Source organism: Mucilaginibacter sp. OK268 (genome assembly GCF_900103125.1).
GTDB lineage: Bacteria > Bacteroidota > Bacteroidia > Sphingobacteriales > Sphingobacteriaceae > Mucilaginibacter.
Genome location: NZ_FNJV01000007.1, coordinates 165,821 through 186,910 on the forward strand (window position 1 = coordinate 165,821; position 21,090 = coordinate 186,910).

Here is a 21,090-nt window from a genome sequence, read left to right on the forward strand (position 1 = left end):
ACCAAAAAACCTCGTAAAGATGATAAAAAAACATACTAAATTATTTACTTTTTTTAAGAAGGTATCAATGATCGTTGTTATTGGCTCATTGGCATTTAGCCAGCTTTTACATGCGAATGGTACGGCAGATCAGATAGCAGATCATCCCGTTAAAATTTCGTTTGGTAATGAGTCATTACAAAGCTCCCTGGATAAGCTCGAAAAACAATCCAACGTTAAATTTTCTTATAACCCGGCTGACTTAAAAGGTTATAGCGTAACCCCACATAAATTTCAGAATGAACCGCTTGGCAAGGTTTTAAATTACCTTTTCGCGAAAACTCATTTATCTTTTAGGGAAATAAACTCAGGTATTATTATTTATGAGAGATCTGAATCATCAAAAATCAGCTTGCAGATAGATAAACCTGTGACTCAAGATATAAATAATGTATCTGCAGACGAAATTACAGTTACCGGAAAAGTATCTGATTCCAATGGTCCACTGCCTGGTGTTTCTGTTGGAATAGAGGGTACCGCCAAAGGGGTTATTACTAATACAAACGGTAGCTATACCCTTAAAACGGCATCTGATGCGGTGCTGACATTCTCGTCAATAGGGTATAAAAAGCAACGGATCCCTGTTAATAATCAAACGGTTATTAATGTACTGATGGTGTCTGATCTAAAATCACTCAATGATGTAATTGTGGTTGGTTATGGTGTTCAGAAAAAAACAGATGTAACAGGTTCGATCGTGTCAATTAACGAGCAGGCGCTTCGTGACATACCGGCCCCAAATATAGGCCAGGCATTGCAGGGACAGGCGGCTGGTGTTGATATTCAGAAAAGCGGCGGTAACAGTCACCCGGGTGCAACACCATCTATTCTGATACGGGGTACCCGGTCAATCAACGCTTCTAACTCACCTCTAATTGTGGTTGACGGTCTTCCTTTTAACGGAAGCCTTAATGATATCAATCCGGATGACATCGTTTCTTTAGAGGTATTAAAAGACGCTTCATCAACGGCCATTTACGGTTCAAGAGGTGCCAATGGTGTTCTATTAGTTTCAACCCGTCGCGGAAAAAAAGGTGGCACATCTATCAGTTATAGTGGTTATGCAGGTTTTAATAAACCGTTAGGGAACTATAACATTATGAATGGGTCTCAATTTGAAGATTTGAAAAAGTGGGGCCTCATCAACGGAAACCCTGGTAAATATACAGGGATTGATGATCCGGCCTTTTTAACAGACGGTTCCTTTGCTCCTCAGGAAGTGGCGTCAATCAAAAGTGGTCGCAGTACCGATTGGCAAAAACTGATCTACAAAACTGGTTTCGTAACTGATCATCAGTTAGGTGTTTCGGGTGGGAATGACTTGACACAATATGCTATATCTGGCGGATATTATAACGAAACTGGTATCTATTTCGGTCAGTCATTTGTACGTTACTCACTTAAACTAAGCGTTGATCAGCAACTGGGTAAAAACGTTAAAATTGGTTTAAGTAGCCTAAATACTTTGAGCTATACCAACGGCGAAAATGCTAATCCGCTTGGTCAGGCGCTCCGGGCAAGTCCGCTTTCAACACCTTATGATGATGCTACAGGGAAACTGGTAGGTTTTACAGCAGGAAGTGCCAATCAGGTTTGGAATCCATTAGCCAATTTTGTGCCTGGTGCTGTGGTTGAAACCCGTAAGCGGTTTGGAACTTTTACCACTGCATATGCTGAAGTAAATTTAGCTCCAGGCTTAAAATACCGGTTTAACGGTGGTGCCGAGGTACGGCCTGATATATACGGAAATTATTATGCCAGTGCTACTACCAATAACCTGGGTGGGGCATCAACTGCAAATAACCAAAGTACTTACAGCTATAACTATACCCTTGAAAATGTTTTAACGTACGACAGAACGTTTGCGCAGAAACATCATGTAAACTTTACAGGTCTTTATAGCTTGCAAGAAAGCCAGTCGCAGTCAACCTCGTTTAGTTACAACAATATTTTATCAGATGGTATTCAGTATTTTAACCCGCAATACGGATCAAATTTGAATGGATCGGGGTCATACTCCAAATGGGATATCATATCCTATATGGCCAGGGTAAATTATGGTTATGCCAACAAATACCTGCTTACCTTAACCATGCGCTCGGATGGGTCGTCACGTCTTGCACCGGGCAACAAATATCACGTTTTCCCTTCGGCCGCGGCTGCATGGAATATTACCCAGGAACCTATACTGAAAGATTCAAAGGTGTTAACAAATCTTAAATTGAGGGCGAGTTATGGTACAGTAGGTAATACGGCTATTAACCCTTATCAAACATTGGGCGCGTTATCATCAGTAAACTACAATTTTGGTTCTACCAATTTAACCGGTGCCTACCCAACCAGCGTACCTAATCCAAACCTTACATGGGAATATACATCTACCTTAAATCTTGGGCTTGATTTTGGTTTCTTCGATGGACGGATCAGCGGTGCGATTGATGCTTACCATCAATATACCCGGTCGCTGTTGCTGCCATTATCGTTACCACCAACATCAGGTATCCCCAACAGTATTTTAACTAATGTTGGGCAAACGCAGAATAAAGGTATTGAGGTGAGCTTAAGTACCATTAATATAGCAGGAAATGGCCGAAACAGCTTTAGCTGGACAACCAATTTTAATATCACCTTTAACCGTGGTAAAGTTACCAAACTGGCAAGCGTTGTCACCCAGGATATCACCAATGGTTTGTTTGTTGGTCAGCCTATCAATGCCATATTTGATTATAAAAAGATCGGTATCTGGCAAAACACCAAGGCCGATACTGCTTTGGCTAAAAGCTTGGGTTTAACCACCACAGGCACGGGTTCCGTTATTGGTACTATCAGGGTTGAGGACGTGAACAAAGATGGAAAAATCAATGCCAGCGATAGAATTATACTTGGATCAGACCAACCCAAATACACCGGTGGTTTTACCAACCGTATTGCTTATAAAGGATTTGATTTTACCATAGTCGGTGTTTACCGTGTTGGTGGCTTAATAACCTCCAAATTATTCCAGAGTGGTAGTTTTATCAATACTTTCCAGGGTAATTATAATAATATAAATGAAGATTACTGGACGCCAACCAATCATCAAAATTATTACCCTAAACCCAACTCTGCGTCAACAAATACCCCATATTCATCCCTGCTGAGTTATTTTGACGGCACTTTCTTAAAGGTCCGGAGCCTTACTTTAGGGTATTATATGCCCGAGGCGGTTACTAAGCGTATAAAAGCCAAGTCGTTAAGAATCTATGCAACGGCGCAAAACCCATTCATACTTTTTTCGCCGTACCGGAACGAATTTCACGGTCTTGACCCTGAAACTGCAGGATCCTTAAACGTTGATACGCCGCCAACCAAGTCATTTACATTCGGTATTAACATGACACTTTAAATTAAAATAAGATGAAAAGGATATCTATATATTTATACACCTGTTTGTTTTTAGGTCTTTTAACTACAGCTTGTAAAAAAACACTGGTAGAAGACCCTAAATCAACACTTACACCGGCTTTTTTTACCACAACTCAGGGTTTTCAGGCAGGTCTTACTGCGGCTTATGCAGGTTTCAGGACTATTTTCGGTCCAGACAGTTATTTTGAAATGGTTGTACCCGGCACCGATGAGTTTATCGCAGGTAACGATGGTAACAACGGTCTGGTAAAATACAATAGTAATTTTAATACATCCGATGGTATTGTTGCCGGCATATGGAAAAATTGCTATACCTATATTAATACCTGTAACGGATTAATTGGTAATGCACCGTCAGGCCTTGATGCTGCTACTACAGCTAGCATGATTGGCGAGGCAAAATTTCTGCGGGCCAACTATTATTTTATATTAGTACAATCCTGGGGCGATGTAACCTTAAATAAAACATTTCAGGCTACACCAACAACCTCGGCCACAAAGGCGCCAATGGCTGATGTGTACGCTTTTATTATCCAGGATCTTAAAGATGCCATTGCAGTTCTTCCTGCCAGCCCATTAACCAGTGGCGTACTTCCGGGTAAAGCTACAAAAGCCGCGGCTATGCACGCATTGTCAAAAGTGTATCTGGCAAGAGCTGGGTCATCGGCCAAACAGGCCGACGATTATAAAAGTGCCTATACTATAGCGCTTGACCTGATCAATAATGTTGCTCCGGCAGGCGGCTTAAAGTTACAGCAAGATTTTGCAAGCGTATATGCCGAAGGCAATGAGGCAAATAGCGAAGTGTTATGGACGGTACAGCATACCCCCACCTTGGCGTATAATGGGTCGCCTACCCAAAACAATAGTGGTCCTGATAATTTGCTGTGCCATTTATTTGCTCCAAAATATGAAGTACAGCCGGGCATGCAGCGCAGCACACTTTACGGCCGCCCTTATATACGCGTAGTACCTACCCATTGGCTTACCGACACAATATTTAAAGAAAGGGTAAATGATAAACGCTATAACAAAACGTTTCAAACAACCTGGTTATGCAATAACGCTGCTTCGGTGCCTAACTGGCCAAACCCATTGCCGGCTGGTGCCCCGGCCGGAGCCCAGCCAGGCGCGCCTAAGTTTACTGTAGGGGATACCGCTATATGGATGCCAGGCTATGAAATGACGGCTGCCCAGATTGCCAAATACCGTTACCAGGTTATTCCGCCAAGCAAATATAGCATCGCATTATCTCCAGCCATGTTCAAGTATTTTGATACTAAACGGCCAGATCAAAACTCGCCATCAAGCAGACCTATCATTATATATCGTTTAGCAGAAACCTATTTGATCGCAGCAGAGGCTTTGGTGATGGATGGCCGAGCAGCTGATGCAGTACAATATGTAAACGCAGTACGAGAAAGAGCTGCCTATCCATCAGCTAACCCGTCAGTAATGGATGTTACCGCTGATAAGCTTACGCTGGATTTTATCCTGGATGAGCGTTCGCGGGAGCTATGTGGCGAAATGATGCGCTGGACCGATTTAGTGCGTACCGGCAAACTTTTGGAACGTGTGAAGCTGCATAATACCGATGGAAAGAATAATATCAAGCCGTTCCAGGTATTGCGTCCCATTCCCCAGGCGCAGATCGATGCAACAATAACTGGTACACCTTATCCTCAAAATCCTGGCTGGTAAACCAGGATTTTAAGGATGTAAATTGTAAATAAAACCTATGAATAATAGAATGAAAAGTAAACTGTTCAGATCAATGATTGCACTTACCGCGTTTGCTGTAAGTATAACGCTGTATGCTTTGAAACCTGTAGGAGATGTAGTACCCGATGCCGATAATGCTGGTTTAAAGCTGCCCGATGGATTTGGCGCTTTAAAAGTAGCCGAAACGGGCGCCAAAACACGGCATCTGGTGGTTACACCACAGGGAGATATCTACGTAAAGCTCGCGAAACCAAACAAAGAAGGCAAAGCTATTTTGGTATTGCATGAGGCTCCGAATGGTAAAGCCGAACTAAAATCAAGTTTTGGCACTTACGGTGGTACCGAGGTAGCTCTGAAAAACGGGTATTTGTATGCATCGTCAAATACGGAAGTGTTTAAGTATAAGGTGAACGATAAAAATGAGGTGATCAATCCTGATCAGCCCGAAAAAATTGTTACAGGGTTAAAGGCGGGGCGTCAGCATGAAACAAAATCATTCGCGTTGGATAACGATGGCAATATTTATGTGAATATAGGTGCATGGTTTAATGCCTGCCAGGAAAAAGATAGAGGTTTGCATTCACCAGGTATACCAGGTTGCCCGATCTTGGATTCGATGGGTGGGGTATGGCAGTTCAGAACCGATAAGCTAAACCAAAGCTACAGTGAAGGTGTACGCTATGCTACCGGACTGCGGAATATGGTAGGTATGGACTGGAACCAGCAGGATAACCAACTTTTTGTAATGCAACATGGACGTGATAACTTGAACAGTTCATGGCCTGAATTGTATACCACCAAGCAATCGGCAGAACTACCTGCAGAGTGTCTATATGCCCTTAAAAAAGGTGATAATGCAGGCTGGCCTTTTATGTATTATGACCAGATCCAACATAAAAAGATACAGGCACCCGAATATGGTGGTGATGGAAAAAAAGAAGCGGATGCCAAATATATCGATCCAGCTATGGCTTATCCCGGTCACATGGCCCCCAACGGACTTCTTTTTTATACCGGAAATCAGTTTCCGGCAAAGTACAAAAATGGAGCTTTTATAGCATTTCACGGCTCTTGGAACCGTGCTCCTGAGCCGCAGGCAGGATATTTCGTGGTTTTTCAACCTTTTAAGAATGGAAAGCCTGATGGTAACTGGGAAGTATTTGCCGATGGGTTTTCAGGCTCGCCAGAAAAAACTGCAGCTGGTCGTGCAGATCATCGTCCATGTGGTCTTGCCCAGGGTTCCGATGGCTCCTTATATGTTACCGACGATTCAAAGGGAACTATTTATCGCATTATTTACACTAAAAAATAATAACCCGAATGAAAAAGTATTTCCTGATTATCAGCTGCATTTTTAGTTGTGTTCAGTTAATGGCCCAGGTTAAAACCAAGGCTAAATCACGGCCTGTTGCAGGTTTAGCTTTGGTTAGTGGCAAAGGCATATATGAAAAGTATTGTTTAACCTGTCATCAGGCAGATGGCGGTGGCGTACCAAATATGAATCCACCGTTGATTAAAACATCTTATGTGCTAGGTGATAAAACCCGCCTGATCAAAGTAGTACTCAACGGATTCTCGGAAAGTGTTGATATTGATGGAGAATCATATTCCAATGTGATGCCGTCACATGATTTTTTGAAAGATCAGGAAATCGCTGCTGTGTTAACCTATGTCAGAAAAAACTTTACCAATAAAGCAGGGCCAATTACTACGGCACAGGTAAAAGCGGTAAGAGCAACCAACAAAAAGAAAACGTAATTAAAACAGATACCTAACCAGCTAAATAATAAAATATGAAACGATTTTTATACCCCTTGCTGATCCTTTGCTCAATCACCGTATTTGGGCAGAACAGCGATACCGAACAGGTAATTAGAAAAGTAGCGGATAATGTTATTCAAAATACCTCTTTTAAATTTATCAATACTACTACCAAAGAAAAATACGATTCAACCAAAGGTCTGGCTTCATCGCCAGATGTTAAATCGGATAGTAAATATAATAAATGGATGTACGTGAATGGTGTATTAACCATTGGTATGGTACAAATGGCAGATGTACTTGGCGACAAAAAGTATTCAGATTATTCGCAGCGCAACTTCGCTTTTATTTTTGATAACCTGAGCTATTTCGAGACCCTTCGCAAAGCCAAAGCACCAAAGGTTGAATATGGCGCTGTGTTCAATATTAGTAACCTGGATGCCTGTGGTGCCATGTCAGCCGGGTTATTTGATGTAGACGCCCTGGCCAACCGGAAAGATTACAAAGCCTATTTGAGGAGATCGGCAGATTATATCTTAAACAAACAATTGCGCTTATCTGATGGTACACTTTCGCGCCCAAACCCTCGCAACATGACCCTTTGGGCCGATGATATGTTTATGAGTATACCTTTTCTGGCGCGTATGGGCAAACAAACCGGCGACAGTAAATATTTTGATGACGCGATAAAACAGGTAGAGAATTTTAACAAATATCTGTATGATCCTTACACGGGTTTGTTCTTTCATAATTATTACTCTGATGACCAAACAAATGGTGTCGGCCACTGGGGGCGCAGCAATGGCTGGATAGCCATGGCAACGGTTGAACTGTTAAATAACTTACCAGCCAATCATCCAAAACGCTCGGAAATAATCAAATTATTACTAAGACAAATAGTTGGCTACGCTCGCTACCAGGATCAGACCGGCCTATGGCACCAGTTATTGGATAAACCAGACTCTTATTTGGAAACATCAGTTACAGCCATGTATACTTATGCTGTGGCCCGTGCAGTGAACCAGGGTTGGATCAATGAAAAATATATAGCCATAGCCCAGGAAGGATGGAAAGGTTTATTGACTAAAATTACAGCCGATGGCCAGTTGCAGGATGTATGTATCGGTACCAATATGGATACGGATATTAAATTTTACTATACCCGCCCAACAGAACTGAATGATACCCATGGTATTGGTGCTTTTTTATTAGCTGGAACTGAAATGCTTAAAGCAGAAAGGAAAAAATAACCATGTACAGATCAATCAGGTTCCTGTTGCTTGTGGTATTTATGGCAGCAGGTAGGTTAAGCTTGTTTGCCGCAGATGTAGATATCACTGCTTATGGAGCTGTAGGTAACGGTACCACATTAAATACGGATGCTATTCAAAAAGCGATAGATGCCTGTTATAAAAGCGGTGGCGGTAAAGTTGTTATCCCAACAGGAGTGTTTTTGACTGGTACTATCGCCTTAAATGATAATATCACCCTGGAGCTAAAAAAAGGTGCCGTTTTACTGGGCAGTACCGATGTTAACGATTATAAAAACCTGGATCCCTTTGTAGATGGCCTGGGCATTAGTGTAGGTTGGGCCCTTGTAGTAGCAGTCGACAAAAAGAATGTGGGTATTGAAGGCGAAGGTCTTATTGACGGACAAGGGTCAAAGTTAAAAGCACAGCAAATATTAACGGACACCCGGCCGGAATCACAACGTTGGGGACGCCGCCCGTTTTTGTTACGCGTAGTGCGATGCCAAAACGTTTCGGTAACTGGTGTTACATTGAATTATTCTGCCGCCTGGACATCTCACTACTTTCAATGCAAGCAGGTGAATATTAAAAATGTAAAGATCGTGAGCAGGGGAGTGGCGCATAATGACGGTATGGATATAGATGGCTGTCAGGATGTAACCATTAATGATTGTGATGTAGTAAGCGGTGATGATGCCCTTTGTTTTAAAACAACCTCGAGCAAAATGGCCTGTAAGGATATCGTCATATCCGGTTTGCGGCTAAAAAGTGGTCAGGGTGCTATTAAGATCGGTACAGAATCTATGGCCCCGTTTGAAAATATTAGTATTTCCCAATGTTATATTTACGACACAACCAATGGCGGTATCAAACTGCTTTCGGTTGATGGAGCACGTATCAATAATATCAACATCAGCGATATTACTATGGTGGAGGTAAAAACACCTATACTTATCCGCTTGGGTGCCAGGCTAAGTGTATTCCGCAAAGATCAGGATACACAGCAAGCCATAGGAGCATTGGAAAATGTAACCATCAGAAACATAAAGGCCAAAGCGGCCGATAATGCGCAACTAATGCCGCCGTCGGGTATTTTGATCACCGGCATCCCTGATCATCCCATCAAAAACTTAGTCCTTGAGAATATCGAGATTAACCTGGCAGGTGGCGGAACAAACGAAAATGCCCGGCAGGTGGTACCTGAGGCAATTGATAAATATCCGGAGGTAAAAACTTTTGGTCCCTTGGTACCGGCTTATGGCGTTTGGGCCAGGCACGTGGATGGTTTAAAACTAAAAAATGTAAAATTTACCTTAAGTCATAATGATCTCCGGCCGGCTTTTATTTGTGAGGATGGAAAAAATATTGAATTGAACTCCTGGGTAATTCCTGAAACCACGAGTGCGCAAGCTATTATCAGGTTGGAGAATGTGGCCCGAGCTCATATCAACAATAATACTGTAAGCGGTTCAGCTAATGCCTTTGTGCTGGTGGAGGGTAAGGCAAGCCAGGATATACATATCCTGAAAAATAAGCTTTCGGGGATATCAAAAAAAGTAGAACTATCTGCCGATCTGAAAGCTGGCACAGCTATTTCGGATCACGATTAATAAATAATTAAAGTGCCTAATATGAAGGTGAATACATACAAAATACTCTTCGGTTTCCTGAGTTTGCTGCTTCACGGTGTAATTTATGCTCAGCAAACTGTTTTACCTGCACAAACAGACCGCTGGGCCATTCAGCCTGATGGCAGTATCAGATGGACGGTCAATGGCAGGCTTCCGCATACAGACCATATAGAAATGTCTGGCGAAAAAGTGTCTGTTTGGGTATTATATGGTATTGATAGCACAGGCCGGTCTTCTATTTCACGGACGGTGGTTTTTCCTACATTCAGGATGCTGCCCGATGGTACCCGAACTCATATCGATTATACTTTCCAGGATAACGAGTTGCCCCGTTTTTTGATCAACAACCGCCAACTGAAAACCGATCTCGCCACCGGCAAAAAATCCGGCGACCTGACTTATAATATCAAAAGCATCAGCCATAAAGGTATTATGCGTATAGCTGCTACTTCAGGCAACCCGGCGCTGGTAAAAATAGACCGGAGCATTTTTCCTTCCATAGATAAACCGATGGTGATTGAAAAATTTGTATTCACCAATATAACCGATAAACCGGTTAATATTACCATGGAATACATGAGGCGCGAGGAAAGAACCGACAGCGCAAAAAGCAAGGTGAGGCCACATACGGTGATCATGGGTACGGTTGATCATGGTAGCAGCATGCTGCAGCCGGGCGCAAATACTTCGTTCTCGGTTTATTATCTGGCGACAGATTTTCCGGCTCAACCAATTAAAATTAATGTAGATGCTGAGGAGCAGGCCCGCGAAAAGCGGATAAATACTATTTTAACCCCACTGCAATTGCAAACACCGGATACTTTGCTGAATACAGCATTTGCATTTGCCAAGATCCGCGGAACGGAAAGTATTTACAAAACCAAGGTAGGCTATCTGCATGGCCCCGGTGGTTTGGCTTATTACGCGGCGATATGGGCTAATGATCAGGCTGAATATATCAGTCCTTTCTTCGCGTTTTCAGGTGATAGTATTGGCAACCTTTCGGCTATGAACTGCTACCGTTTGTTTGCTAAATATATGAACCCGGAATACAAGCCCATCCCAAGCTCTATAGTTGCCGAGGGCGACGCGGTATGGAAAGGGGCCGGAGATCGTGGCGACCAAGCGATGATCGCGTATGGCGCTTCTCGCTATGCATTGGCTTATGGACAGCCCGATTCTGCCAAAAAACTATGGCCGCTTATTACCTGGTGCCTGGAATACAGTCATCGGAAAATGAACGATCAGGGTGTGGTTAACTCTGACCATGATGAGTTGGAAGGTCGTTTCCCGGCTGGTAAGGCCAATCTATCAACAAACAGTTTGTATTATGATGCGCTGATATCCGCTGCCTATCTCGGCAAACAATTACATCAACCTAAAACACAAACTGACGTATACCTGAAACAGGCAGCTGAGTTAAAAAGTAACATCGAAAAATATTTTGGTGCAAACATAGATGGTTTCGACACTTATAAATACTTTGAAACCAATGATGTATTACGTGCCTGGATCTGCCTGCCTCTTACAATGGGCATTTTTGATCGTAGTGAAGGAACCATTAACGCCCTGTTCTCGCCCAAATTATGGACAGCCGATGGTTTGGCGACTCAGGCCGGTAAAGAAACCTTTTGGGATCGCTCCACCTTATATGCGCTTCGTGGCGTATTGCAAGCCGGTAAAACTGAAAAGGCCATGGATTACCTGCGTTATTACTCACGCAGACGGCTCCTGGGTGAGCATGTGCCTTATCCGGTGGAAGCTTACCCCGAAGGAAATCAAAGGCACCTGTCGGCCGAGAGTGGTCTCTATTGCCGTATCTATACCGAAGGCTTGTTTGGCATGCGGTCAACTGGTTTCACCACTTTTAATTGTACGCCGCGGCTGCCGAAAGAATGGAACGAAATGGCTTTAAACAATATTCATTCGTTTGGCCATGTGTTCAATCTCAAAGTATCAAGACAAAATAACCAAAAGCTTCTGATCGTGATTACAGAGGGCAGTAAAACAATAAAATACAAAATAAACGATGGTGGTACACAGGCTGTGCAACTATAAAAACCAATAAAACAATGCTATGAGCACATTTTTTAAATATATGATGGCTGTTGTAATGGTCACTATAGTCCAGGATACTTTTGCGCAAACCCATCAGCTGGAAAAACTCTGGGAAACCGATACCGTGGTAAGGGTTCCGGAATCGGTTTTGCCTGATCTTAAAAATGGTATATTATATGTATCTGAAATCGACGGAAATCCCAATGCCGTTGATGGTAAAGGTGGAGTGGCCAAAATTGGTTTGGATGGTAAGATCATAGACCTGGATTTTACTGCCGGGCTAAATGCGCCAAAGGGTTTGGGACGGTTCGGCAATGAATTGTATGCGGCCGATCTGTCAGAAGTGGTAGTTATTGATATTAATACCGGTAAGGTAAAAAACAAGATACCTATTGACAGCGCTAAAGCCCTCAATGATATTACGGTAAATGATAAAGGAGTAGTTTATGTATCAGATAGCAAAACCAAAAAGATCCACCGAATTGAAAAAGGAAAAATAAGCACCTTTTTAACAAACATAGGAGGGGTTAATGGGCTCAAAGCCATAGGAGGGGACCTTTATATTCTGGGTGGGCAAAAATTCATGAAATCAGATAGCAAAGGCAATTTAACACCTATTACTACCCTCAGCTGTGGTGGCGATGGGCTTGAGCCTGTTGGTAACGGGGATTTCCTGATCACCTGCTGGTCGGGGCATATATTCTATGTAAGTGCTGACGGTAAAATTGAAACTTTGCTGGATATACAGGAAAAAAAGGTAAATACTGCCGATCTTGCATATGATGCCGCGAAGCATATTCTATATGTGCCTACCTTTTGGGGTAAAAAAGTGATGGCTTACAAATTAATAACTACCAAATAATATGGGGTTTTCTAAAATTCAGTCTCTTAAAAATTACCTGATTTTCACTTGTTTGGCAAGTGCTGGCATAGTGTCTGCACAAACGCGGAGCAACGATGATTATTTAAAATTATGGTACAACAAACCTGCCACCGCGTGGGAAGAGGCCTTGCCGCTGGGTAATGCGACCACCGGGGCTATGGTATTTGGCGGCGTTAATCACGAGCGTTATCAATTGAATGATCATAATTTGTGGTCGGGCTTTCCAGAATTGGGTAACAACCTGCAAGGGCCGGAATATCTACCTCAGGTACGCAAAGCCATATTTGATAATGATTTTGATAAGGCAGCTGATCTATGGAAAAAACATTTGCAGGGCCCGTATACCGCCCGTTACTTACCCTTGGGAGACCTCTTGCTAAATTTTAATGCTGCAGATAGTGTACACTACTATCGTGAACTGAACTTAAACAACGCGGTTTCAACTGTAAAATATGAGGCCGCTGGTGTACACTATACGCGTGAAACTTTTATCAGTTACCCGGATAAGGTAATGATGATACGTATTACCGCCGACAAAAAAAACGCTATTAATTTTACAGCAGGCCTGCAAAGCAAGCTGCATTTTTCGGTAGCGAACGATGGTAATAGTAAGCTCATATTAAAAGGCAAGGCCCCGAGCTACGTAGCCAACCGCGATTACGAACCACGGCAGGTTATTTATGATGAACCCAAGGGTGAGGGAATGAATTTCCAGATCAACCTGAAGATCAAAAATGATGGCGGGCATGTAACTGCTGTTAATAATGCTTTACAGGTTAGCGGTGCCAGCCAGGTGCTTATTTATTTAACTGAGGCTACCAGTTTTAACGGGTTCAATAAATCGCCGGGTTTGCAGGGTAAGGATCCTGTAGTTGAAGCTAATGCTGGTTTGCTTGCTGCATCACAAAAAACGTATGATCAACTTAAACAACGTCACATAGCTGATTATCAGCGCTTGTTTAAACGGGTGAGTTTTAATTTAGGAGCCGATGCTGCCATGGTAAAGCAACCTACAGACCAAAGGCTCCGGAATTTCAGTGTAGCCAATCCCGATAAACAGTTACAAACGCTGTATTACCAGTTTGGGCGTTATTTACTCATAACTAGCTCCAGGCCGGGCAGCGCGCCTGCTAATCTACAGGGCATCTGGAATGACCAGGTATCGCCGCCATGGGGCAGTAATTATACAACCAACATTAACACCGAAATGAATTACTGGTTGGCCGAGAATACCAACCTTTCCGAATGTCACCAGCCTTTATTTGATTTTTTGAAAGAACTTACCGTAAACGGAGCCATCACCGCTAAAGAAACCTACAATATCAAGGAGGGCTGGGTTCTGCACCATAACAGCGATATATGGGCCAAAACCTCAACCGTGGGCGGTTATGACCATGACCCCAAAAGTTCGGTACGGTGGTCGGCCTGGCCAATGGGTGGTGCCTGGATGAGCCTTCACCTATATGATCATTACCTGTTCACCGGTGATAAAGCTTTTTTAAGTAAGACGGCTTATCCAATTATGAAGGGAGCGGCCCAGTTTATGTTGCATTGGCTTGTGACTGATCCTAAAACAGGTTACCTGGTAACCAATCCATCTACATCACCAGAAAATACCATCAAAATTAATGGTAAAGAATATTTGGTAAGTATGGCCTCCACTATGGATATGTCAATCATTCGCGAGTTGTTCCAAAACTGTATCAACAGTGCGCAGGTATTGGGTACAGATAAGGCTTTTGCAGTACAGGTAAAAGCTGCTTACGATAAACTCTATCCTTTTCACATTGGCAAACACGGGCAGTTGCAGGAGTGGTTTCAGGATTGGGACGATCCGGCAGATACCCACAGACATATATCACACCTGTTTAGCCTGTTCCCCGGTAGGCAGATCTCCGTATTTAATACCCTGGAACTGGCGGCAGCGGCCAAACAATCCATGATATACAGAGGAGATGTAAGCACAGGTTGGTCTATGGCTTGGAAAGTGAACTGGTGGTCGCGTATGCACGATGGTAATCATGCATACAAAATACTGGGCGCAGCTTTTAACTATATGGACCCGATGCAAAAAAAGGAACAGATGAGTGGTGGTGGCACCTATCCCAATTTGTTCGACGCGCATCCGCCATTCCAAATCGACGGAAATTTTGGCGGAACTGCAGGCATGACCGAAATGTTGCTGCAAAGCCAGAATGGTGAGATTGAATTGTTACCAGCCCTGCCTGATGCCTGGGCCGATGGCAGTATCAAAGGCATCAAAGCCCGTGGGAATTTTGAGGTGGCTATCGATTGGGAAAAAGGGAAACTGGCTAAAGCCCAGATCAAATCAAATCTAGGAGGCAATTGCAGGCTTCGAACACCTATACCTGTAAAAGTGGTGCAGGCAAATAGTAAAACTGCAACCAGCTTTAATAAGAACACTTTAAATATTCCTCCCGTAGTACCTGCTTACCAAAAAGCAGCCAATGCCAAACTGACCGATATCAGTTTTAATAAGGGCTATGTTATTGACTTCGCCACAGAAAAAGGTAAAACCTATACTATTATACCGCAATAAATGCCATGAAAAGTTTTAAATATGTATTGCTCAGTTGTTTGCTTTTGGGGTTCGCAGAACTGCTTAAAGCGCAATCAATCAACTGGACGGAGGTTGAGCCAGGGATATGGAAAGGTGTAATCGGCAAACCCGAAGAATTTGACCTGTTGAAAGCTGCAGGTGTACAGCCGTATCATACCGGTCTGCAGCAAATGCCTAAAGCCAGTTTTCCGTTAGCAAAGGATGAAGTTACAGCGCATGTTCAGGATGGAAAAACTTACCTGCGTTTCCCGCTCGAGAAAAAAGAACAACTGTTTGGTTTTGGGCTAAACTTCCAGACTGTATTTCAGCGTGGTAAGGTGCTTACGCTGCATGTAGATAATTATGCTGGTAAGGATAATGGCCGTACTCATGCGCCTACACCTTTCTACGTGTCATCCAATGGTTATGGTGTATTCATAAATTCGGCCAGGTATATCAATGTGTATGCCGGTACGGCGATAAGACGAGACAGTAAAATAGCGCCAGATGTGAAAGACAGGAATTTGGATAAAACCTGGAGCTCGCACCCTTATTCAGATGGCGTAGAAATGCTGGTGCCCGCAGGAGGTGTAGAGATCTATGTGTTTGCCGGCCCTACCACATTGGATGCTGTACGGCGTTATAATTTGTTAAACGGAGGTGGTTGCCTGCCACCGCGCTGGGGCCTGGGCTTTACCCAACGTATGCAGCGTTTAACCGATGCGCAGGGTGTTGCCACAGAAGCACAGGCGTTTGAAGAAAAAGGTTATCCCTTGGATTTCATCGGTCTTGAACCCGGTTGGCAAAGCAAATCATATCCCTGTACTTTTGAATGGGATAAAACCCGTTTCCCTGATCCGAAAGGGCTGGTGCACGATATGTTGAGAAAGAATATCAGGCTCAATTTATGGACAAATCCTTATGTATCGCCCGAAGCTCCTGTTTATAAAAGCATTTTACCTTATAGTGGCTCCCATACTGTTTGGAACGGCATTGTACCCGATATCAGCATGCCTGGGGCCCGGAAGATATTTTTTGGTGAACTGGAAAAGGGCAAGATAGATATCGGTATTAGCGGGTATAAAATGGATGAGGTTGATGGAGGCGATAATTATCTGTGGCCAGATGTTGCTGTTTTTCCTTCGGGGCATGACGCCGAACAAATGCGTCAGACCTATGGACTGATGATGCAACGTTACACCAGCGAGATTTATCACAACCGTAACCAGCGCACCTTTGGATTGGTACGTGCTTCAAACGGCGGTGGTGCATCTTTTCCCTATGTGATTTATAACGATTATTATGATCACCGCGACTTTATAACGGCACTGGTGAACAGTGGTTTTGCCGGGGTACTGTGGACGCCCGAAGTGCGCTCATCTAAAACGGCAGAAGAATGGTTGCGTAGGTTTCAATCGAACGTATTTTCGCCCATGGCCATGATCAACGCCTGGGCCAGTGGCACCAAACCCTGGTCATTTGCCGAGGTTGCCGAACAGGTAAAAACAATGGCCAACCTGCGTATGCAAATGATGCCTTACTGGTACAGTGAGTTTGCCAAATATCATTTTGAAGGTATTCCGCCATTTAGGGCTATGTACCTGGAAGATGGGTTTAGCAATACTGAAGCCAAAAGCGAAAACAAAAAACTAAACCTGGAAGAAAATCCGTACGAGGAGGCTGTAACTAAAGAAGTGAAGGATCAGTATATGGCTGGTGAGTATTTATTGGTAGCTCCCATGTTTGCCGGACAAACCAGTCGCAAAGTGATATTACCTAAAGGGAAATGGTATGATTTTTACACTGGGAAGTATGCCGGTAATGGCGAAGTGATCAATGTAACACCTGGAATGGACAAGATTCCGGTGTATGTAAAGGATGGCGGTATAATACCCATGATGCCGGTAATGCTGCATGCACCCAAAGCAGGACAGAGGATTGATATTGAGGTCAAATATTACGGCGAACAGCCTGGTACTTATGCTTTGTATGATGACGATGGTGAAACATATGATTATGAAAAGGGCAATTATACCTTTCGCAAGATTATGGTAAGCAAGGTAAATGGAAAGATAAAAGGTACGATTTCCCCCGTGCCTAAAGGCAAACCTGATAATGTAGGTAAGGTGACCTTTAAAGCAATGACAGAGCTTTAAAGTATATTCTCCTGCCCCAGCAGTTTTAACAAACTATATAATGTTCAAGCCATCGGATTTATCCGATGGCTTTTTTACTGCTTAAAATGACTTGGACATGGATTTTAAAAAAAAACAAATAGTTGACAAAGTCCACTATTTATATTATTTTTGTTTGAGAAAATAGAGTTATTAGAGATGCAGGGAAATCAAATAGTCGTTCAGCAGGTTAGGGCATTTAACCGCTTTTATACAGATATGATAGGTTTGTTGGATAAACACCTGCTACATAGTGAATACTCTTTGGCTGAGGCCCGTATCATTTATGAGGTCTACATAGGTAAAAGTGTGCAAGCATCTCATATTATGACAGTAATGCACATTGATAAAAGTTATTTGAGCCGCCTGCTGAAGAAACTCGAAAAGGGGCGATTGATCATGAAGAAACCGGCAGCCCACGATGCAAGAGCTATACTGATCTCCCTTACAGAAATAGGTTTAACCGAATTCGGGACGCTAAATCAAGCATCTGACCAACAAATTGTGGGGTTGATAAAAAATTTAGACCCAGGCAAACAACAAGAGTTGGTTTTGCACATGCAATCCATAATGAATATTTTAAAAAAATAGCAATATAAAATCGGATGACCAGGGCTATTAATATTGATGATATTCGTTTTAGAAATGAATTGTGCCCGGGCGACCTGGGCTATATTGCCTATATGCATGGGCAATTATATGCCAACGAGTGTGGCTATGGTTTAAGTTTTGAAGGTTATGTATTGGAAGGCTTGCTTGAGTTTGCCCGGCAGTATGATCCGTCAAAAGACAGGGTTTGGATCTGCGAATATGAGGATAAGATGATTGGCTTTTTGATCGGTGTGCATCGAGGTGATACTGTACAGTTACGCTACTTTATATTTTTACCTGAGTATCGCGGATTGGGTTTGGGAAAACGATTAATGGATAGCTTTATGGCCTATATGAAAGAGAAGGGGTTTAGAAAAGCTTATTTATGGACAACCAACGAACAACATGCTGCTACATCCCTGTACATTAAATATGGGTTTAAATTAACCGAAGAAAAAATGTCGGAAGCTTTTGATAAACCTTTAATTGAACTCAGATATGATCTGGTAATTGGTTAAGAGGAATACAAGATCAGGTGTACCTTACTCAATAAAAATGCAATCGATTGTATTTTTATTGAAAATTCTTTCATATTTGTTTAAAGTTATTTTTCAATTACCAATTGTATTCTTGTTTCACCGGCTTTAACGTGTAATCTTATATTTATGAGCGTTTTTTTTAACCGTAGTTTAATCGTTTTTTTAATTAACTTTTGGCTAGTTCAGCAAGTAGCAAACGCTAATGTACGCTTACCTAAATTAGTAAGCGACGGCATGGTCTTACAGCGAGATAAAAAACTTAAGATATGGGGCTGGGCAACACCTGGTGAACAGGTTAAAATAAAGTTCAATAATAAAGTAATCAAGACAGTAACGGATAAAAACGGGGATTGGTCAATGTTATTTCCCGCTATGAAAGCTGGTGGACCATACACTATGGATATAGTAGCAAATAACCACTTGGTAGTTCAGGATATCTTAATTGGCGATGTTTGGTTTTGCTCTGGGCAATCAAATATGGTATTACCCATGGAGCGTGTTAAAGAAAAGTACCCCGAAGAAATTGCCAATGCCAATTACCCTCAGATACGAAACTTTTTTATCCCTACCATTGCTGACGTCACTACATTACATGAAGATCTTCCTGCTGGAAAATGGTTAACTGCCAATCCTCTAAATGTATTGAGTTTTGGTGCCGCTGCTTACTTTTTTGCCAAGCAAATTTACCTCAAATATCATATCCCTATAGGCCTGATAAACTCAAGTGTAGGAGGGACGCCGATTGAAGCCTGGATAAGTGAGGATGGACTTAAACAATTTCCATCATATCAAAACCGTATTAATCAATTAAAAGATACCTCTTATGTTAATAAATTGATTGATAAAGCCAGGATTGCAGCCAAAAAACAACAACCAGTTAATGAGGGTAAAGGCTTATCGGGCTCTCAAAAATGGTACGATACTACTTATATTCCGCAGGGATGGCATAAATTCTGGCTTCCAGGATATTGGGCAGATCAGGGTATCAAGGGGTTAAATGGCATAGTTTGGTTCCGTAAAGAAATCAATGTTCCAGCAACTCTGGTTGGCAAGCCTTCAAAGCTTTTTCTGGGGCGCATTGTCGATGCCGACCAAACTTATGTAAATGGCGTACTTGTTGGAGGGATCACTTATCAGTATCCTCCTCGAAGATATCCTTTATCGCAGGGGATTCTGAAGCCCGGAAGAAATATTATTACAGTTAAAGTCACCAATACAACGGGGAAGGGGGGCTTTGTACCTGACAAGTTTTATTGTCTGGAAATAGGTGATCAGAAAATAGATCTTCGGGGTGATTGGGAATATAAAGTGGGGCAAGTATTTGAACCAGAGACAATTGATTCGGGTAGCAGTTTTTCCGCGCAAAATGAACCCGCCGGGCTATATAATGCTATGGTTGCCCCTGTAATTAATTATTCGATAAAAGGAATTTTATGGTATCAGGGTGAAGCAAATGCATCTCAACCTAAGGTATACGAGGAGTTGTTACCGGCTCTTATAACCGATTGGCGCTATAAATGGAAACAAGGTGATCTGCCTTTTATATATGCGCAACTGCCTAATTTTATGGAGACGCAATATTTACCTTCTGAAAGTCATTGGGCCGAACTGCGTGAAGCACAGTTAAGAGCGCTCCGTATATCCAATACAGGTATGGCTGTAACTATTGATGCCGGTGAATGGAATGATATTCATCCTTTAAATAAAAAGGATGTGGGTGATCGTCTGGCTCTCGCAGCCGAAAAAGTTGCCTATCATGATCAAAATATTGTATCATCAGGGCCTATTTATCAATCATTTACGATTGATAGTGATAAAGTCATTATATCCTTCAGTAATACCGGAAGCGGTTTAACCGTAAAAAATGGTAGTGAGCTTCAACATTTTGCTATAGCAGGGAAAGATAAAAAATATGTATGGGCACATGCGCGCATAAACGGGAATAAAGTAGTTGTTTGGAGTGATAAGATACCAAACCCTCTATACGTACGCTACGCTTGGGCTGATAACCCGGAAACGGCAAATTTATATAATCTGGAGGGGCTCCCAGCCTCACCGTTTACCACAGACAACGAGTAGTTAATTCAGGATTCAATAAATTGGTACTTCGATTGCACTAATGTGTTTCAAGAGGCATAATTGCTAGTCTTAATAAGTTATCAAAAAGATTCCAGGTATAAATAGGCGTAATTGCCTAACTGCATAGCCAACAAGTTCTTATAATCTGCTATTATATTAGTACTATTTGATGGCTGTATCCATATAAATCCCCCTATTTACCTGCTTCTTGTCATTGGCATTTTTTCAAGTAATTATCTTATTGTTATAAATATTATTAAAAAAACAATCGATTGTTTATGGGTTTATTTAAACAAAAGATGAAAAAAAGAAATATCTGTAAATCTTATTTCATTTGTGCAATCGATTGTATTTTATGGTAATTTTACGATAACCAAATTATAGTACTTGACCAATTA

13 protein-coding genes are annotated in these 21,090 nt (G+C 42.3%); all 13 read left to right on the forward strand.

What is annotated here, in order from left to right; translation table 11 throughout:
• Positions 1 to 67 precede the first annotated feature (67 nt).
• On the forward strand, positions 68 to 3,424 hold the full coding sequence (locus tag BLR84_RS20895) for a SusC/RagA family TonB-linked outer membrane protein (protein ID WP_090472355.1): 3,357 nt from the start codon (positions 68 to 70) through the stop codon (positions 3,422 to 3,424).
• A gap of 11 nt (positions 3,425 to 3,435) precedes the next feature.
• Positions 3,436 to 5,145 (forward strand): RagB/SusD family nutrient uptake outer membrane protein, encoded by a 1,710-nt coding sequence (locus BLR84_RS20900; protein ID WP_090472022.1) that lies wholly within the window; start codon positions 3,436 to 3,438, stop codon positions 5,143 to 5,145.
• A 49-nt stretch (positions 5,146 to 5,194) separates the two neighbouring features.
• On the forward strand, positions 5,195 to 6,478 hold the full coding sequence (locus BLR84_RS20905; protein ID WP_090472024.1) for a PQQ-dependent sugar dehydrogenase: 1,284 nt from the start codon (positions 5,195 to 5,197) through the stop codon (positions 6,476 to 6,478).
• Between the two features lie 8 nt (positions 6,479 to 6,486).
• Positions 6,487 to 6,924 (forward strand): c-type cytochrome, encoded by a 438-nt coding sequence (locus BLR84_RS20910; protein WP_090472026.1) that lies wholly within the window; start codon positions 6,487 to 6,489, stop codon positions 6,922 to 6,924.
• Between the two features lie 35 nt (positions 6,925 to 6,959).
• Positions 6,960 to 8,177, forward strand: coding sequence for a glycoside hydrolase family 88/105 protein (locus BLR84_RS20915; protein ID WP_090472028.1), 1,218 nt, complete (start codon positions 6,960 to 6,962; stop codon positions 8,175 to 8,177).
• 2 nt (positions 8,178 to 8,179) lie between these two features.
• Positions 8,180 to 9,787 carry a glycoside hydrolase family 28 protein gene (locus BLR84_RS20920; protein ID WP_090472030.1) on the forward strand — a complete coding sequence of 536 codons (1,608 nt, stop codon included), beginning with the start codon at positions 8,180 to 8,182 and terminating at the stop codon, positions 9,785 to 9,787.
• Positions 9,788 to 9,808: 21 nt separating this feature from the next.
• Positions 9,809 to 11,866, forward strand: a complete 2,058-nt coding sequence (locus BLR84_RS20925) for a hypothetical protein (protein WP_090472032.1) — start codon at positions 9,809 to 9,811, stop codon at positions 11,864 to 11,866.
• Between the two features lie 19 nt (positions 11,867 to 11,885).
• Positions 11,886 to 12,728, forward strand: coding sequence for an SMP-30/gluconolactonase/LRE family protein (locus BLR84_RS20930; protein ID WP_218128410.1), 843 nt, complete (start codon positions 11,886 to 11,888; stop codon positions 12,726 to 12,728).
• A 1-nt stretch (position 12,729) separates the two neighbouring features.
• The gene (locus BLR84_RS20935) at positions 12,730 to 15,309 is read left to right on the forward strand and encodes a glycoside hydrolase family 95 protein (protein WP_090472035.1); all 2,580 of its coding nucleotides are present in this window, start codon (positions 12,730 to 12,732) and stop codon (positions 15,307 to 15,309) included.
• Positions 15,310 to 15,314: 5 nt separating this feature from the next.
• Positions 15,315 to 17,465 carry a glycoside hydrolase family 31 protein gene (locus BLR84_RS20940; protein ID WP_090472037.1) on the forward strand — a complete coding sequence of 717 codons (2,151 nt, stop codon included), beginning with the start codon at positions 15,315 to 15,317 and terminating at the stop codon, positions 17,463 to 17,465.
• A gap of 150 nt (positions 17,466 to 17,615) precedes the next feature.
• Complete coding sequence (locus BLR84_RS20945; protein ID WP_255367001.1) at positions 17,616 to 18,074, forward strand: MarR family winged helix-turn-helix transcriptional regulator; 459 nt, start codon at positions 17,616 to 17,618, stop codon at positions 18,072 to 18,074.
• Positions 18,075 to 18,088: 14 nt separating this feature from the next.
• Positions 18,089 to 18,592 (forward strand): GNAT family N-acetyltransferase, encoded by a 504-nt coding sequence (locus tag BLR84_RS20950; RefSeq protein ID WP_090472041.1) that lies wholly within the window; start codon positions 18,089 to 18,091, stop codon positions 18,590 to 18,592.
• A 147-nt stretch (positions 18,593 to 18,739) separates the two neighbouring features.
• On the forward strand, positions 18,740 to 20,692 hold the full coding sequence (locus BLR84_RS20955) for a sialate O-acetylesterase (protein ID WP_090472043.1): 1,953 nt from the start codon (positions 18,740 to 18,742) through the stop codon (positions 20,690 to 20,692).
• Positions 20,693 to 21,090 lie beyond the last annotated feature (398 nt).

Bases quoted from the DNA above. Each gene is read 5' to 3' on its own strand.
- BLR84_RS20895 (WP_090472355.1), top strand. From the start codon at position 68: ATGATCGTTGTTATTGGCTCATTGGCATTTAGCCAGCTTTTACATGCG.
- BLR84_RS20900 (WP_090472022.1), top strand. From the start codon at position 3,436: ATGAAAAGGATATCTATATATTTATACACCTGTTTGTTTTTAGGTCTT.
- BLR84_RS20905 (WP_090472024.1), top strand. From the start codon at position 5,195: ATGAAAAGTAAACTGTTCAGATCAATGATTGCACTTACCGCGTTTGCT.
- BLR84_RS20910 (WP_090472026.1), top strand. From the start codon at position 6,487: ATGAAAAAGTATTTCCTGATTATCAGCTGCATTTTTAGTTGTGTTCAG.
- BLR84_RS20915 (WP_090472028.1), top strand. From the start codon at position 6,960: ATGAAACGATTTTTATACCCCTTGCTGATCCTTTGCTCAATCACCGTA.
- BLR84_RS20920 (WP_090472030.1), top strand. From the start codon at position 8,180: ATGTACAGATCAATCAGGTTCCTGTTGCTTGTGGTATTTATGGCAGCA.
- BLR84_RS20925 (WP_090472032.1), top strand. From the start codon at position 9,809: ATGAAGGTGAATACATACAAAATACTCTTCGGTTTCCTGAGTTTGCTG.
- BLR84_RS20930 (WP_218128410.1), top strand. From the start codon at position 11,886: ATGAGCACATTTTTTAAATATATGATGGCTGTTGTAATGGTCACTATA.
- BLR84_RS20935 (WP_090472035.1), top strand. From the start codon at position 12,730: ATGGGGTTTTCTAAAATTCAGTCTCTTAAAAATTACCTGATTTTCACT.
- BLR84_RS20940 (WP_090472037.1), top strand. From the start codon at position 15,315: ATGAAAAGTTTTAAATATGTATTGCTCAGTTGTTTGCTTTTGGGGTTC.
- BLR84_RS20950 (WP_090472041.1), top strand. From the start codon at position 18,089: ATGACCAGGGCTATTAATATTGATGATATTCGTTTTAGAAATGAATTG.
- BLR84_RS20955 (WP_090472043.1), top strand. From the start codon at position 18,740: ATGAGCGTTTTTTTTAACCGTAGTTTAATCGTTTTTTTAATTAACTTT.